Annotated in this window: 13 protein-coding genes; 8 read left to right on the top strand and 5 right to left on the bottom strand. The window is 71.7% G+C overall.

Annotation, left to right across the window (positions count from 1 at the left end; genetic code table 11):
• Window positions 1-2 precede the first annotated feature (2 nt).
• Entirely contained in the window at window positions 3-626 is a 624-nt protein-coding gene (locus tag B0I32_RS28365; RefSeq protein ID WP_106244984.1) for a TetR/AcrR family transcriptional regulator, read from the bottom strand.
• A 78-nt stretch (window positions 627-704) separates the two neighbouring features.
• Here B0I32_RS28365 and B0I32_RS28360 point away from each other — a divergent pair, with 78 nt between their 5' ends.
• From B0I32_RS28360 to B0I32_RS28345, 4 genes are all read left to right on the top strand, one after another.
• Window positions 705-1,451 carry an ABC transporter ATP-binding protein gene (locus tag B0I32_RS28360; protein ID WP_245956088.1) on the top strand — a complete coding sequence of 249 codons (747 nt, stop codon included), beginning with the start codon at window positions 705-707 and terminating at the stop codon, window positions 1,449-1,451.
• Window positions 1,451-2,176 (top strand): ABC transporter permease, encoded by a 726-nt coding sequence (locus B0I32_RS28355; RefSeq protein ID WP_106244981.1) that lies wholly within the window; start codon window positions 1,451-1,453, stop codon window positions 2,174-2,176. The genes B0I32_RS28360 and B0I32_RS28355 overlap by 1 nt, the downstream gene beginning before the upstream one ends.
• A gap of 97 nt (window positions 2,177-2,273) precedes the next feature.
• Complete coding sequence (locus B0I32_RS28350; RefSeq protein WP_106244979.1) at window positions 2,274-4,313, top strand: spermidine synthase; 2,040 nt, start codon at window positions 2,274-2,276, stop codon at window positions 4,311-4,313.
• A gap of 390 nt (window positions 4,314-4,703) precedes the next feature.
• Complete coding sequence (locus tag B0I32_RS28345; protein ID WP_106244978.1) at window positions 4,704-5,900, top strand: cytochrome P450 family protein; 1,197 nt, start codon at window positions 4,704-4,706, stop codon at window positions 5,898-5,900.
• Window positions 5,901-5,996: 96 nt separating this feature from the next.
• On the opposite strand, the gene B0I32_RS28340 is transcribed toward B0I32_RS28345, so the two are convergent.
• Window positions 5,997-7,577: an LCP family protein gene (locus B0I32_RS28340; RefSeq protein WP_106244976.1), complete on the bottom strand. Its 1,581-nt coding sequence runs from the start codon at window positions 7,575-7,577 to the stop codon at window positions 5,997-5,999.
• Between the two features lie 133 nt (window positions 7,578-7,710).
• The gene (locus B0I32_RS28335; RefSeq protein ID WP_106244974.1) at window positions 7,711-8,802 is read right to left on the bottom strand and encodes a neutral zinc metallopeptidase; all 1,092 of its coding nucleotides are present in this window, start codon (window positions 8,800-8,802) and stop codon (window positions 7,711-7,713) included.
• A gap of 570 nt (window positions 8,803-9,372) precedes the next feature.
• On the opposite strand from B0I32_RS28335, the gene B0I32_RS28330 reads away from it, so the two are divergent.
• Window positions 9,373-10,242 carry a LysR family transcriptional regulator gene (locus B0I32_RS28330; protein ID WP_106244972.1) on the top strand — a complete coding sequence of 290 codons (870 nt, stop codon included), beginning with the start codon at window positions 9,373-9,375 and terminating at the stop codon, window positions 10,240-10,242.
• A gap of 274 nt (window positions 10,243-10,516) precedes the next feature.
• Here the strand turns inward: B0I32_RS28330 and B0I32_RS28325 are convergent, their stop codons facing one another.
• Window positions 10,517-11,866, bottom strand: coding sequence for a sensor histidine kinase (locus B0I32_RS28325; RefSeq protein WP_106244971.1), 1,350 nt, complete (start codon window positions 11,864-11,866; stop codon window positions 10,517-10,519).
• Window positions 11,859-12,533, bottom strand: a complete 675-nt coding sequence (locus B0I32_RS28320) for a response regulator transcription factor (RefSeq protein ID WP_106244969.1) — start codon at window positions 12,531-12,533, stop codon at window positions 11,859-11,861. Before B0I32_RS28320 ends, B0I32_RS28325 begins: the two co-directional genes overlap by 8 nt.
• A gap of 127 nt (window positions 12,534-12,660) precedes the next feature.
• Between B0I32_RS28320 and B0I32_RS28315 the strand changes: the two genes are divergently transcribed.
• Genes B0I32_RS28315 through B0I32_RS28305 form a run of 3 tightly spaced genes read left to right on the top strand, consistent with a single transcriptional unit; the run spans window position 12,661 to window position 15,786 of the window.
• A complete protein-coding gene (locus B0I32_RS28315) occupies window positions 12,661-13,842 on the top strand; it encodes a LolA family protein (protein ID WP_106244968.1) in 1,182 nt (393 codons plus the stop codon).
• Entirely contained in the window at window positions 13,839-14,810 is a 972-nt protein-coding gene (locus B0I32_RS28310) for an ABC transporter ATP-binding protein (RefSeq protein WP_245956087.1), read from the top strand. The genes B0I32_RS28315 and B0I32_RS28310 overlap by 4 nt, the downstream gene beginning before the upstream one ends.
• Window positions 14,797-15,786: an ABC transporter permease gene (locus B0I32_RS28305; protein ID WP_106244966.1), complete on the top strand. Its 990-nt coding sequence runs from the start codon at window positions 14,797-14,799 to the stop codon at window positions 15,784-15,786. The genes B0I32_RS28310 and B0I32_RS28305 overlap by 14 nt, the downstream gene beginning before the upstream one ends.
• Window positions 15,787-15,945: the final 159 nt, after the last annotated feature.

Below are 15,945 nucleotides of genomic sequence, written 5' to 3'. Positions count from 1 at the left end.
CGCTAAAGGTCGCCCAGCCCGTTCTCCAGCAGGTCGAACGCCTGGTGGGCCTGCGCCGTCAGCAGCGGCCCGATCCGCTCCCACGGCTCGCCGGCCAGCGTCATGGCCTGGGCGCGCTCGCTCAGGATCCGGGTGACGGCCAGGATCTGCGCCGCCGCGACCCGCGGGACGAGGTCGCCAGGATCGGCGCCGAGCTCGCCGGCCAGCGCCCGCGCCAGGCCCTGCTCCCGCTGGAGATGGACGTCACGCAGCCGGGCCGTCAGCGCGGGACTGTCGTTGATCACCCGTGAGAAGGCGTCGTTGCCCGCGTTGAGCCCGTAGCGCCAGTCGCGCGTCTCGATCGCGCCGAGGTAGTCGCGCCGGAACGCGCGCACCACGCCCTCTCCCGGCCCCCGCTCGCGCAGCACCTGCTGCGGCAGGTCGACCACGAGGTCGTAGCGGTCGGCGAACAGGTCCTCCTTCGTGCTGAAGTAGTTGAAGACCGTGTTGACCGACACGTCGGCGGCCCGCGCCACCTCGGCCACCGTCACGTTGTCGAACCCCCGGGCCAGGAACAGGCCCGTCGCGATGTCGGAGATGCGCTCCCGCGTCTCGCGCTTCTTCCGCTCCCGCAGCCCTTCAGCCATGCCCCCATCCTATCCAACTTGCAGTCACTCCAAAATTGTGGTTACTTAAATTTTGGAGGCGATACAATGATCAACACCATGGGTCTGAGCAAGACCTTCAAGGGCGGCGCCGAAGCCGTCAGAGGCGTCGACATCTGCGTGGAGCAGGGGGAGATCGTCGGCTTCCTCGGCCAGAACGGCGCCGGCAAGACCACGACGATGCGCCTGCTGACCACCTTGCTGCGCCCCACCGCGGGCACCGCGACGGTGGCCGGCCACGACCTGATCGGCGCGCCGAAGGAGGTGCGCCGCCGCATCGGATACGTCGCCCAGAGCGGCGCCATGCCCCCCGTCTCGCCGGTGAAGGGCGAGCTGGAGCTGCAGGGCATGCTGTACGGCCTGAGCCGGCGCGAGGTCGCCGCCAGGGCGGAGGAGGTCCTGGCCAGGATGGAGCTCACCGGCCTGGAGACCGCGTTCCCCGCCGCGCTGTCAGGCGGCCAGCGCCGCCGCTTCGACATCGCGTTCGCCCTGCTGCACGATCCGGCGCTGCTCTTCCTCGACGAGCCGACCACCGGCCTGGACCCGGGGAGCCGGGCCAATCTGTGGGACCTCATCCGCTCGCTGCGCGCCGATCAGGGCATGACGGTGTTCCTCAGCACCCACTACCTGGACGAGGCCGACGCGCTCTGCGACCGGGTGCTGATCATCGACCACGGCCGCATCGTGGCCGAGGGCGCCCCGGCCGCGCTCAAGACCGGCGGGCGCACGCTCGACGACGTGTTCCTCGACATCACCGGCAGGTCGCCGCGCGAGCAGAGTGACGTGCCGACCGGCAAGGAGGCCTGATGCCACGCGAGACGTGGGTGCTGTTCCGCCACGGGCTGAGCGTCACCCTGCGGCAGAAGGTCGGCATCGCCTTCGGCGCGATCCAGCCGCTGCTGTTCCTGGTGCTGTTCGGGCCCATCTTCGCCACGTTCGGCACGTGGGAGACGCTGGTGCCCGGCCTGATCCTCCAGCTCGGGCTGCTCAGCACGGGCATGGCCGGGTTCGGGGTGGTCTTCGACAAGCGCATGGGCGTGCTGGAACGGCTGCGCGTCACCCCCGCCGGCCGGCTGGCGCTGTTGCTCGGGCGGGTGCTCAACAACGTCGTCACGCTGGTCCTGCAGACGGCGCTGCTGCTCGCGGTGGCCTTCGCCTTCGGGCTGCGGGCGCCGGCGGCCGGGCTCGCGGCCGGCTTCGTGCTGGTCGTCGTGCTGGGGGCGAGCCTGGCCGCGCTGTCGTACGCGATCGCGCTGACGATCGACGAGAACCTCTTCGCGCCGGTGATGAGCACCGCCGTGATGCCGCTGATCCTGCTGTCGGGCGCGCTGCTGCCGATGTCGATGGCGCCGGGCTGGCTCGACGGACTGTCCTACCTGAGCCCGTTCCGCTACGTGCTGGAGGCGCTGCGCGACCTGTTCGCCGGCCGGTACGCGACCGGCACCGTGGCCGTGGGCGTGGCGGTCACCGTCGTCTTCACCGCGATCAGCCTGACGATCGGCACCCGGGTGTTCAACCGCGAACAGGAGTGAGGAAGGGCCGAACGCCCCTTTCGCCGTGAAGCGGCCGGCGTTTCTCCCGGGGCGTCGGACTTCCTTGTTTTCCGTCCGTTCACTACGGTGAGACATCATGACGCTCCAGGCGCAGAAGCCGGTCGACGACGGGGAAAAAGCACACTGGCTGGCGGTGCGGCCGAGGCTCGTCCTCGCCAGTGCCTTCATGCTCTTCCTAGAGCTGGCGCTGATCCGGTGGACCGGGTCCAACATCGTCCATCTCAGCTATTTCACCAATTTCGTGCTGCTCGGGTCGTTTCTCGGCATCGGGCTCGGCTTCCTGCGCGTGGGGCGCTCGCGGCGGCAGCCCTACTACTCGCCCGTCGTGCTCGCCCTGCTCGTCATCGTGGTGCTGACCTTCCCCGTCACCGTCGACCGCAACACCGAAGGCGTCCTGTACTGGACGAGCCTGGCCACCAGCGGGCCGCCCGCCTGGGCGATCCTGCCGGTGATCTTCTGCGCCGCGGCCGTGGTGCTCATGGGGCCGGCCGAGCTGGTCGGCCGGTGCTTTCCCGAGCTGCCCCGCCTGGAGGCCTACCGCTACGACCTCATCGGCAGCCTCACCGGCATCGCGGCGTTCACCGCGCTGTCGTTCCTGAGCGCGCCGCCGGTGTTCTGGGGACTGATCGCGGCCGTCTGCTACGGCCTGCTCCTGGTGCCCCGGCCGCCCGTGCCGTGGGTGCTCATGGTGGTCGTGCCCGCCGTGGCCGTGGTCGGGCTGCTGCTGGCCGAGACGCTCACCGCCGGGGCGCTCTGGTCGCCGTACTACAAGGTCACCACCAGGCAGCTGCAGCAGCTCGGCATCCCCGTCACCGACATCGCGGTCAACGGCATCCCGCACCAGCAGGCCGTGCCCGCCGCCGCCCGCCTGCAGTGGGAGGCCCAGTACGGCCTGCCGTACGAGCGCACCACCAAGCCGCCGAAGGACGTGCTCATCGTCGGTGCGGGCAGCGGCACCGACGTGGCGATCGCCCTGTCCAAGGGCGCCGCCCGCGTCGACGCCGTGGAGATCGACCCCAAGCTGCGCGAGCTCGGCGGCTCCGTCCACCCCGACCGGCCCTACGACGACCCCCGCGTCACCACCCACGTCACCGACGGCCGCGCCTTCCTGGAGCGCACCGGCGAGAAGTACGACCTGATCCTGTTCGCCCTGCCCGACTCGCTCACCCTCGTCTCCGGCGCCAGCTCGCTGCGCCTGGAGAGCTACCTGTTCACCGAGGAGGCCATGCGGGCGGCCCGCGCCCACCTGCGGCCGGGCGGCACGTTCTCGATGTACAACTACTACCGGGAGAGCTGGCTGGTCGACCGGCTCGCCTCGACCATGCAGCGCGCGTTCGGCCACAAGCCGTGCGTGGACGTGGTCAGCACCGCCGGGCAGCAGGCCGTGATCACCGCCGGCCTGGGCGCCGCCGACCAGCGCTGCGCCACCGAATGGCCGGGCGCGGCCGCGGGCACCCCCGAGCCGGCCGGCGACGACCGGCCCTTCCTCTACCTCAAGGACGCCACGATCCCGCCGATCTACGTCATCACGCTCGGCCTGATCCTCATCGTCAGCCTGCTCGCCGTGCGCGTGGTGGCCGGCCCGTACCGGCGGATGCGCCCGTACGCGGACCTGTTCCTGCTGGGCGTCGGCTTCATGCTGCTGGAGACCAAGAGCGTGACCGGGTTCGCGCTGCTGTTCGGCACCACCTGGGTGGTCAACGCGATCGTCTTCGCCGGCGTGCTCGTCGCGGTGCTCGCCGCCGTCGAGGTGACCCGCCGCTTCCGCGTCCCGCCCCTGCCGGTCATGTACAGCGTGCTCTTCGCCGGCCTGCTGCTGGCCTGGCTCGTGCCGAACGAGTGGCTGCTCGGCCTGCCGCTCCCGGTGCGCGCGGTGGCCGCCGTGACGGTGGCGTTCCTGCCCATCTTCGCCGCCAACGTGATCTTCGCCAAGCGCTTCGCCGAGACGGCCGACGCCACCACCTCCTTCGGCGCGAACCTGCTGGGCGCGATGGTCGGCGGCTGCCTGGAGTACGTGGCGCTGGTGATCGGCTACAAGGGCCTGCTCATCGTGGCGGCCCTGCTCTACGTCGGCGCGCTCGTCCTGCTGCCGAAGAAGAACTCCGCCCTGGTGTGACCGGCCGCCGCGAATACGGAATTGATTTCGGCGATCGCTTGACCACGGGTCAGGGGATTTGTTTTCGGCGACGGTTGATTTGTCGCCGATCGCGAGGTGAGGTAGAGGCATCAGGCTTTCCGGATAACGGTGATCGGCGCCATGAAAAGGGAAATTCAGCTTGCCCGTCGCCCGGGTGCGGCCGACCCGGGCGGCACCAGTGCGGTTCCCGGAACTCCCGCCACGGCCGGGTGAGCGCCGCACGCGCCGGCGGGATTTCCGGACAGCTCGGCGAACAGCCGGGGAATCGGCCCGCGGGTTGCCGCGTCGCCCCGCGGGCCGCTTTCATGACATGACCGGATTTCGCGCGACCCCGTTCCGACGCCGGATCGGCCCACCCGGAGAGGACGCATGCTGGAGGAGATGCTGCCCGGCCACGAAGGGCTGCTCGCCGACCCCTATCCCGCCTACGCCGGGCTGCGCGAAACGGGCGCGCCCCACTTCGTGAAACTGCGCGGCGGACTGTACGGCTGGCTCGTGACCCGCTACGACGACGCCAGGGCCGCGCTCGCCGACCCGAGGCTGAGCAAGGACCCGCGGCACGCCCCCGCCGACTGGCGGGAGGCGGGGCGCGGCCGGCCGCTGGAGGACCGCGCCGGGCTCGGCACGCACCTGCTCACCACCGACCCGCCCGAGCACACCAGGCTGCGCCGCCTGGTCTCCGTCTTCTTCACCCCGCGCCGGCTGGCGGAGCTGCGGCCGGGGATCGAGGAGGCGGCCCGCGCGCTCGCCGCCGGGCTGACTCCGGGCGACGACCTGGTGGCCGGCTTCGCCTCGCCGCTGCAGTCGGGCGTGCTGTGCGATGTGCTGGGGGTGCCGATGGCCGACCGGACGGACTTCCAGCGGTGGACCACGGCGGTGGTGTCCTCCGAGGCGGTGCCGGGGGAGAGCCGGCCCGAGGCGCTGCGGGCGCTGGCCGGCTACGTGCGCGGGCTGGTCGAGGGCAGGCGGCACGCGCCCGGCGACGACCTCATCAGCACGATCACCGCCGCCGCGCTCGACGGCGACCGGCTCAGCGAGGACGAGCTGCTGTCGATGATCTTCCTGCTGCTCGTCGCCGGGCACGAGACGACCGTCGGGCTGATCGCGCTGGGCACGTACACGCTGCTGCGCCACCCCCGGCAACTGGAGTTGCTGCGGGCCAGGCCCGAGCTGATCGAATCGGCCGTGGAGGAGCTGTTGCGCCACGACAGCCCGGTCGAGCTGGCCACCTGGCGTTTCCCGCTGGAGCCGGTGGAGCTGGGCGGCGTGCTCCTGCCCGCCGGTCAGCCGGTCCTGGTGGCGCTGGCCGCCGCCAACCGCGACCCGCGCCGCTTCGCCGACCCCGACCTGCCCGACCTCACCCGGACCGACAACGCCCACCTCAGCTTCGGCCACGGGCCGCACTACTGCCTGGGCGCCCTGCTGGCCCGCGTCACCGGCCGCGCCGCCCTGAGCCAGGTCGTCCGCCTGCCGGGGCTCGCCCTCGCGGTGCCGCGGGAACGCCTGCGCTGGCGGGCCAGCCTGACCGTGCGCGGGCCCGTGAGCCTGCCGGTGACCTTCGGCTGACCCCGGGGCTCACCCCGGCCGCCCGCGGCCCCGGGATCGTGCTCCTGGCGCCTTACAAGGGCCTTCGCCGTGACACGGCTCCCAAGAGGCGTGGGCTCAGAGGCCGCAGAGCTCGTCGAGGCCCTTGGCGCCGGCCCGCTGCGAGTTGCGGGTGGGCGTCTGCGTGGGACGCTGCGGCGTGACCGTGCGGGTCCTGGACGCCGTCACGCTCGGGGAGGCGCTGACGCCGGCCGTCTGCGCCTGCCGGGCCGGGCGCAGCGAGTCGTTGATCGCCTTCTTCGTGGCGGTACGGATCTTCGCCCAGTCCGGCCGGCCCGAGTAGAACTCCGGCGGCACGAACTGCAGGCTGGTGATCTTGGCCCCCTTGACCTTGACGGCCAGCTCGACGAGCGGCTGCACCAGGTGCCGGGGGATGTTCGTCTGGGCCAGCCGCTTGGCCGCGCCGGCGATCTTGTTGAACCTGGTCAGGATCACCGTGGGCGTGGCCTGCTGGGCGAAGGCGCCGATGACGCAGCGCTGGCGGCTCATCCGGGAGAAGTCGTCGCTGCCGACGCGGGAGCGGCCGTACCAGAGGGCCTGCTCGCCGGTCAGCTTGCGCTCGCCGGCCTTGATCACGCCGGCGGTGCCGTACAGGCCGCCCCACTTGACGTCCTGCTCCACCCTGATCCGCAGGCCGCCGATGGCGTCCACCAGGTCGGCGAAGCCGTACATGTTCATCAGCATGTAGTAGTCGATCTTGAGGTTCAGCGTGTAGCCGATGGCGTCCATCAGCGCCCGCGGGCCCTTGTTCCGGCCGCCCATGAGCTGCGGGTTGTCGGTGGCGTACTGCCAGACCTCGTTGAGCAGGCCGCCGTTGGGCAGTTCGGCCATGAAGCCGTTCGGGAACTGCTTGTGCAGCGGCGAGGACGGGGGGAAGCGGACGTGCTGGAGGTTGCGCGGGAGGCTGAACAGCACGGTCGTGCCGGTCTTGAGGTCCACGCTGGCCACGTTCATGCTGTCGGTGCGCACGCCGGTCCTGTTACCGGCCGCGTCGCCGCCTATGAGCAGGAAGTTGACCCGCTCCTTGCCGTCCCAGGGGTCCTCCGGGTTCTGGGCGACGGCGGGATTGTCGGAGTCGGGCTCCGAGGGGAAGATCGCGCCGACCGCGTCGCGCACGGTCAGCACGCTGTTGGCGGCCAGCGCGAACGGCGACATGACGGTCACGCAGAGCAGGCCCACCACGATGCCGGTCAGGATCTGGCCCTGCTGGGGCAGCTTGTTCGGCCCCAGCGCCACGTAGGAGGTCACCAGCAGCGCGAACCAGGCCAGGGCCAGCACCGAGGCGCCGATGACCACCGCGAGCATCGCCCCGTCGCCGGCCAGGCCCGCCACGTTCGACAGGTCGCCGGCCACGCTCAGGCCGTAGGCCAGGGCCCCCAGCAGCAGCACCGCGTACACGCTGACCAGGACCAAACCGGTACGGCGGTGCCCGGCCCGCAGGTGAGCGGCACCGGGCACGATGGCCGACAGCGCGGTCCAGCCGAGGACGGCGCCCGGCGTCAGCGGCTTGGCGAAGCGCGGGGCGGCGGGAGCGCCTTTGGCACGGCCGGCGCCCCGCTGGGCGCTCGGCCGCGTTCGTCGGATGGGGCGCCGTTTCTTGCCTTCTGGCACGGTGTCTACCCCATCGCGATTGCTCACACCCGGCTCCTTACGCGTCTACCAGGCAAAACTGACGTTTGCCCCCCGATGGGCACAAGATTGCCAGGATTCTAGTCCCCATATATGGACAACAGAGACATGTGCTCAACATGAGATGAACGCCACGCGGCTGTCAGGAGACCGTCGACGAGCTCGCCAGCCACGTATTGCACTGGTATGTCTTGCTCTTCTCCCACCCCTGGCGGAACCAGAGATTGTTGTTCGCCGGCTTGCCGTGGTCGCGCGGCCGGCCCGGCCAGTCGCCGACCTGACCGTAGAACCAGAACAGCCGGCTGCGCTGGGCGGTGTTCACCGGGTACGACGACGCGACCGACCGCATCCACATGCCGGCGAAGCAGGTTGCCTGGAGCTCCAGCCGGCGGCTCAGTGCCAGCTTGCCGCTCTGGCTGCTGGACTCCAGGGTCGAGGACCACCAGGAGTTCATCAGGCCGGTGATGTTCTGGACGTGGTGGCCGTACTCGTGGGCCATCATGCTGATGGTGCCGCCGTGCCAGCTGATGATCTCGCCGTACCCGGGGGCGTTGCCGACACCCGACGCCAGCGCGGAGGTGGAGGCGTAGATGGTGCTGTTGCGCGGGCAGTAGTACGGCACCATGCTCCCCGGCGACGGATAGTCGCCGCAGGCGCCCCTGCCCTTCCTGGAGGCGATGGCGTAGTTGGGCGGGCGGAACCGGATGCCCTGCTTCTCCAGGATCGGCTGCCACGCCTTGTCCATGCACCTGCCGGTCTTCAGGATCAGCGCCTTGAGCTGGCCGTGGTTGAACTGGTTGACGTTGCCGCCGCGGCAGTTGAGCCGGGGCAGCGAGCCGGCCCGGTACATCGTGTTGTTGCGCAGGCTCGTGTTCACCGAAACCCGGGCGGGCGTCGTCGGCCGCGTCGTCGGCCGCTGGGTCGGCCGCTGGGTCGGGCGTTCCGTCGGGCGTTCCGTGGGCCGCTCGGTCGGCTGCTCGGTGGGCCGGTCGCTGGAACGCTCGGTGGGCCGGTCGCTCGGATCCGGGGTGTGCTCGTACTCGTCGGGGTCGTACGTCGGGATCGCGACCGGCGTCGAGGTCTCCGAGCTCGACGCGTTGCCGATCACCGCGATCCCGATGACGAGCAGCACGAAGAGCGCCGCCAGCGACCCGAAGACGGCGCCGAGCACCCCCGCGACGCCCATCCCCGACTTCTTCTGCGGCGGCCGCTGCCACTGCTGGGGTGGCGGCATGGGGGGCGGCGGCGGAGGCGGCGGCTGTTGCGGGTACCCCGGCCCAGGCCCGTACTGCGGGCGTCCGTACGGCGGTCCCTGGGGCGGCCCCTGCGGCGGACCCGGGGGCGGACCCGGGGGCGGTCCCGGGGGCGGCCCGTAGGCCGGCCGGGCGTGCTGCGGGTACGGCTGCTCCTGCGGACGCGTCGGCGCGGGATGGTACGGGCGCCCCTGAGGCGGCGGCGGGGGCGGCGGCGGTGGTGGCGGGGGAGCGCCCTGACCGCCGTGGCCCGGCTGCCGGTAACCGGGTGGCGGCCAGGGCAACGAGGGTGGTCGCTGTGGCTGTCCTGGCCCATGTGGCGGGGGTGGATACTGCCCGTTCCCTGTCACCTTGTCTCCCCGTTTACCCCGATGAGTGCGATGCCTGCTTTGCGACTCGACTTGTCGGACCCTTGGCAAATTTGGGGCAAAAGCATACTGATTTAACACCCGTCACGGATGTAGCGGTGCTCGGTTACAGTCCGAAATCATTCGAGGTGATCTCCGCTATCTCCCGGTCCCGGCGGCGGGCGGTGTCCTAGCTTCTTTGGCATGAATCTCCAGCAGCTCCGCTATGTGGTCGCGACAGCGGAGCACCGCACCATGACCGACGCGGCCAGATCGCTCTACATCGCGCAGCCTGCGCTGTCTCGCGCGATCCGCGATCTCGAGCGTGAGCTCGGCATGACGCTCTTCGCCCGTTCCGGACGCGGGGTGGTCGTCACCGCGCAGGGACGCCGGGTGGTCAAGCTGGCGAGGGAGGCACTCGACGCGGTCCACGAGATCGAGGGCCTGGCCAACCAGAGCACGGCCACCGAGGCGGAACTCCGCATCGCCGCCACCCCGAGCCTCGAACCCGGCCTCGCCGGACGGCTGCTCCCCGCCTACGCGGCCGAGCATCCGGGAGTGCGCGTGCACATCGTCCGCTGCGACGGCCGTGACGGCGTCGTCAGCGCCATCCGGGATCAGCGGGCCGACCTGGGTCTCACCGACCTTCCCGTGCCCACCGACCTCATCACCCATCCGCTCGAACGCCAGGAGATCGTGCTGATCTCGCCGCCGGGGCTCGAACTGCCCAACCCGGTGCCGATGGGCAAACTGCACGGCATGCGCCTGGCGCTGCCCGCCCGCGGCAGCATGCGGCGCAGGGACCTCGACGCCATGTTCGGCAAGTACGCCGTCACCCCGGTCGTCGTCCTCGAGACCGACGAACGCAACGGCTGGCTCAACGCCGTACGCGCCGGGCAGGCCTCGCTGCTGTGGTACCGCGGGATGGCCGAGCAGGCCGGACGCGCGGGCCTGGTGGTGCGTTCGCTCGAACCCGCTGTGCGCCGCGTCATCGCGGTCGTGCACGCCCGCCGCCGCCTGCCGCTCATCGCCCAGGACTTCCTGGCCACCGCAGAAAAGGGGACAGCCGCCTGACCACTTTCGGAACGCTCCATCTCCATCCCCCGACGAGCCGCACCACGATCAACTGACAGGGCTTGGAAGACACCGAGCCCAGGGGGCCCGGCGACGACGCCGTGCCCCTGAGGGTCACCGGAATCCGCTGTCAGCTCCTGATCCGCAGCACCTCCCCGCGAACCCGCACCCGTGATACGCGCATGCCTCGTGCCTAGCACGCGGCCCGCCGGCTGACCAGGGTCCCGTGCCCCGACAGGACACAACCGGTCTGGCCCGCGCGCATCCGCAGGGGTCAGCCGCGGGCGACGGGCAGGGTGATCACGACCCGCAGTCCCGGCTCGGCGTCTTCGAGCGACACCGTCCCGCCGTGCGCCCGCACGGTCTCCCTGACGATGGCCAGGCCCAGCCCGGCCCCGCCCTCGTCGCGGCTGCGCCCGGTGTCGAGCCGGGTGAAGCGGTTGAAGACCCGTTCACGGTCCTGCGCGGGAATGCCGGGACCGTCGTCGGTGACCGTCAGGACGCCGTCGGCGGTCAGCGCCACCTCGACCTTGGAGGCGGTGTGGCGTACGGCGTTGTCCATGAGGTTCGTCAGCACCCGGCTGAGGTCGAGCGCGTCGCCGCGGACCACGACCGGGTCGCAGACCGTCAGCCGGGCCTCGGCGTAGCGGTCGGCGCTCTGCCGCACCACCTCGTCGAGGTCTACCGGCTCGCGCCGCGCGGGCACGCCGCCGCGCTCGTCCAGCCTGGCCAGCGCGAGCAGGTCCTCGGCCAGCCGGGACAGCCGCAGGGTGTCCTCCAGCACGCCCTCGGCCGTCTCCCGCCAGTCCTGCCCCTCCGGATGCCCGAGCGCCACCTCCAGCTGCAGCCGGATGCTGGCCAAAGGGCTGCGCAGCTCGTGGGCGGCGTCGGAGACCAGCCCCCGCTGGCGCTGCTCGGCCTCCTCCAGCCGGGACAGCATGCCGTTCAGCGTGGTGGCCAGCGAGTGCACCTCGTCGCGCGACTCGGGCACCGGCAGCCGGCGCGACCTGGCCGTGTGCGTGATGTCCGCCGCGCCCTTGCGCAGCGCCGCGATCGGGCGCAGCGTCCGGCCGATCATCAGCCAGCTCGCCACCGCCAGCAGCACCACCAGTGCCGGCGTGCCGATCAGCAGCACCTTCCCGGCGGTGACGAGGCTGGTCTGGATCTCGGAGATGGGCCTGGCCGCCACCACCGTCTGCCCCCGGTCCGCGCGCAGCACGATGACCCGCAGAAACCCCGGGATGGCGTACGGCCGCCCGTCCAGCAGCGTCGCCTTCCCCTCCGCCAGCACCTTCGCCCTGGCCCGCGCGTCCAGCAGCGGCACCAGCCGGTCGGTGCCGTACGTGACGTGCGTGATCCGCCCCCGGTCGTCGATGACCTGCACGAGCGTGCCGTCGTGCGTGGTGATCGGGCTGGTCAGCGTGCCCCCGTCGGCCGCCACCCGCACCGCCTGCGCCTGCTGCCTGGTGGACTCGTCCACGGTGTCCATCAGGGCTCGTTCCAGCACGCTGACCAGCACCGAGGCCGACAGGGCGAGCGCCAGCGCGAGCACGGCCGCGGCGGCCACCGTGAGCCTGAACCGCAGCCCCTGCCGCCGCCACCAGGCCAGCGGAGAGTCAGCCACCGTCGCCCGCCAGCCGGTAGCCCGCGCCGCGCACGGTCTGCAGCGCGTTCCTCCCGTACGGGGCGTCGATCTTGCGGCGCAGGTAGCCGACGTAGACCTCGACCACGTTGGGGTCGGTGTCGAAGGTGTCCCACACGTGCTCCAGGATCTCCGACTTCGACACCACCTCGTCGCGCCGCCGCAGCAGGTACTCCAGCAGCGCGAACTCCCTGGGCGTCAGCTCGATCGCGTTCTGCCCCCGCTCCACCTTGCGCCTGGCCGGGTCCAGCGACAGGTCCCCGGCGCTCAGCACCGACGGCCGCCGCCCGGCGTCGCGCCGCATCAGCGCCCGCAGCCGGGCCACCAGCACCACGTACGAGAACGGCTTGGTCAGGTAGTCGTCGGCGCCCAGGTCGAGGCCGTCGGCCATGTCGTACTCGCCGTCCTTGGCGGACAACATCAGGATCGGCACCCAGTTCTCCTCGGCGCGCAACTGCTTGCACACGTTGTAGCCCGACAGCCGGGGCAGCATGATGTCCAGCACCACGACGTCGTAGTCACCCTGCCTGGCCGCGTACAGGCCCTCCTCGCCGTCGTGCGCGAGGTCCACGGCGAACCCCTCGGCTTGGAGCCCCCGCTGGAGCGCGGCGGCCATCCGCCGCTCGTCCTCGACGACAAGTACCCTCATGTGGCGATTCTCCTGTTCCGGCCCTGAGACAACGCTGAGAAGGCTGAGAGCCATCTCAGACTGTCTCAGGTCCGCCACAGGATCCATGACGCAGGCTCTGAGCATCGACATACCGTTAAGGAGTGAAATGCGCAGAGGCACGTTCGTGAGGTGGGGAGTCCCGATCGCGGCCGCGGCCGTGATCGGAGCCGCGATCGGCGCCGGCCCCGTCATCGCCGCCGTGAGCGGTGAGCCCGCGCTGCCGGAACGTTCGGCGGCACAACTACTGGCCGACGCGGTGGCGGCGACCAACAAGGAGGGCGGCGCCGCGCCGATGTCCGGCACGGTGCAGCAGACGTCCTCGCTCGGCCTGCCGGCGCTGCCGTCGTCGGGCTCGGCCTCGCCGCTGAGCCTGCTGTCGGGCTCGCACGAGGTGAAGGTCTGGTTCGGCGCCGCCGACAAGCTGAGGGTGGCCATGCCGACCCAGCTGAACGAGACCAACCTGATCCTGAACGGCGGCGAGGGCTGGTACTGGGACAGCGCCACCAACACCGCGACCAAGCTGACCATCAAGAAGGGCGACACGCACACGCCGGCCACGCCGGTGCCGCAGCCCAGTGACCTGACCCCGCAGCAGGTGGCCGAGCGGGTGCTGGCCCACGCCGACGAGCACACCGCGGTCCGGGTGATCAACAACGCGGAGGTGGCGGGCCGCCCGGTCTACCAGCTCGTGCTGTCGCCCAAGGAGGAGGGTTCGCTGGTGCAGGAGGTGCGGATCGCGCTCGACGGCGAGACGTACGTCCCCCTCCAGGTCCAGGTGTACGCCAAGGGCTCGGCCGAGCCGGCCTTCCAGCTCGGCTTCACCCAGGTGACGTTCACGCCGCCGGCGGCCGAGAACTTCACCTTCACCCCGCCCCCGGGCGCCAAGGTGGAGGAGAAGACGATCGGCCTGGAGGACATGCGCGGCAAGCAGGCCGAGCAGCACGCCGAGCACGCCGAGCGCGTCGCGAGCGAGGCCAAGGTCGTCGGCGACGGCTGGGCGAGCGTGGCCGTGATCCCGTTCTCCCTGTCGGACCTGACCGCCGCGGCCACCGGGACGCCGGACGCGTCCGCGACGCCCGGCGGCCCCGGCGAGCACTTCGGCGAAGGGGCAGACCCGCAGGCGCTGCTGGACAGCGTGCTCAAGTCCGCCACCCCGGTGAGCGGCACGTGGGGCTCGGGCAAGCTGATCAAGACCAAGCTCGTCACCGCCCTGCTGACCGACGACGGCCGCCTCCTGGTCGGCGCGGTCACCCCGGAGGAGATCACCAAGGCGGCGGGCACCAAGTGACCGCCGTCATGCAGGAAGCGGGGGCGCCCTTCGGGGCGGCCCCGCCCTCCGGGGACGCGATCGTCACCGAGGGGCTGACCAAGCGCTTCCGCGGCGGCCAGGTCGCGGTGGACGCCCTCGACCTGGCGGTGCCGCGCGGCTCCGTCTTCGGCTTCCTGGGGCCCAACGGCTCGGGCAAGACCACGACGATCCGCATGCTGCTCGGCCTGGTGGCGCCCACGGCCGGCGAGTACGCGGTGCTCGGGCTGCCGCAGGCGGAGGCGCTGCCCAAGGTGGGGGCGCTGGTCGAGGGCCCGGCCTTCTACCCGTACCTGTCGGGCACGGCCAACCTCATGCGCTTCGACGCCGCCGACCCGTACGCGGTCCGCGGCACCGTCAGGCGCCGGGTCGAGGAGGCGCTGGAGCGGGTCGGCCTGTCGGCCGCGGCCGGCAAGCGTTACCGCAACTACTCGCTCGGCATGCGCCAGCGCCTGGCCATCGCCGCCGCCCTGCTCGGCCCGCGCGAACTGCTCATCCTGGACGAGCCGACCAACGGGCTCGACCCGCAGGGCACCCGCGAGGTGCGCGCGCTGGTCAAGGAGATCGCCGCGGACGGCACCACGGTCTTCGTCTCCTCGCACCTGCTGGCCGAGGTCGAGCAGATGTGCACGCACGCCGCGATCATGCGCGCCGGCAGGCTCGTCGCGCAGGGCACGATCGCTTCGCTCAACGGCGGCCTGGTCACCCGCATCCGGGTGGAGACGCCCGACGAGCCGGGAGCGGCGCGCGTGCTGGGCTCGCTCGGCCTGGCCGAGGTGCGGATCGAGGGCGGGCAGGTCCTGGCGGAGCTGGGCGGGCACGCGCCGGAGCAGATCAACGCCGCTCTGGTGGGGGAGGGCGTGGCCGTACGGGGGCTGGCCGTCGTGCGGCCGAGCCTGGAGGACGTGTTCGTGGGACTGACAGGGGAGGGCTTCGATGTCGACGGCTGAAAGCGCGACCTCGACGGCCACACGGCGGACGCCCGGCCTGGTGCCGGTGACGGAGACCATGCGGACGACCGAGCGCACGGAAGAACCCGCGACCGATCACCCCGCCGCCGGGCCTTCCGGGCCCTCCGCGCCGTCCGGCCGCCGTTCCGCGGCGCGGGCGACGTGGGCGTTCTGGCGGCTGCTCGGCTCCGAGCTGGGCCTGACCTTCCGCCGCCCGCGCAACCTGGTGATGCTGGCCGTGCTCGCCGCCGTCCCGGTCGTCATCGGTGTGACGCTGCGTCTGGTCGGCGGCTCCGACGACGGGATGGGCGGGATCATCCAGGCCGTCGCGGGCAACAGCCTGATGCTGACGTTCGTGTCGTTCTCGTTCCTGGTGCTGCTGCTGATGCCGGTGGCGATCAGCGTGGTGGCGGGCGACTCGATCGCGGGGGAGGCGGGCGGCGGGACGCTGCGTTACCTGCTGGCCGCGCCGGCCGGGCGCACCCGGCTGCTGGCCGTCAAATACCTCAACGCGGTCGTCTACGCGTACGCGGTGACGGCGGTCGTGGCGCTGTCGGCGCTGCTGACGGGGCTGGTGCTGTTCCCCGCCGGGCCGGTGACGCTGCTGTCGGGGACCACGATCCCGGTGCTGGACGGCCTGGTGCGCATCGCCATCACCGTCGGGTACGTCGGCGCCGGCATGGCGGCGCTGGCCGCGATCGCGCTGGCGCTGTCGACCTTCACCGAGGTCTCCATCGGGGCCATCGCGGGCACCATGGTGCTGGTCATCGTCTGCCAGGTGCTGCGGGCCATCCCCGAGCTCGGCTCGATCACGCCGTACCTGCTGCCGACCAAGTTCACGAACTTCGACGCTGTGCTGCGCAGCCCGATCGACACGGGGGCGCTGGCGGACGGGCTGCTCACGTTCGGGGCCTACATCCTGCTGTTCGGCACGATCGCCTGGGCGCGCTTCTCCGGCAAGGACATCACGTCCTGACCGCCGCCTGACTGCGGCCTGATACCGGGCCGTCCCCGCGCGCTCGGCGCGGGGACAGCGACGGTGGCCTGTGGCAGGCCGGGCTCCGGAGGGGCGTGCCCGGACGACCGGGTCAGGCGGACGGCGGGTCAGGCGGACGGCGGGTCAGTGGACGGGCGG

It is taken from the genome of Nonomuraea fuscirosea (assembly GCF_003001935.1).
Classification (GTDB): domain Bacteria; phylum Actinomycetota; class Actinomycetes; order Streptosporangiales; family Streptosporangiaceae; genus Nonomuraea; species Nonomuraea fuscirosea.
Note: the sequence above shows the minus strand (reverse complement) of the source record. Positions and strands in the feature narration are given on the sequence as shown.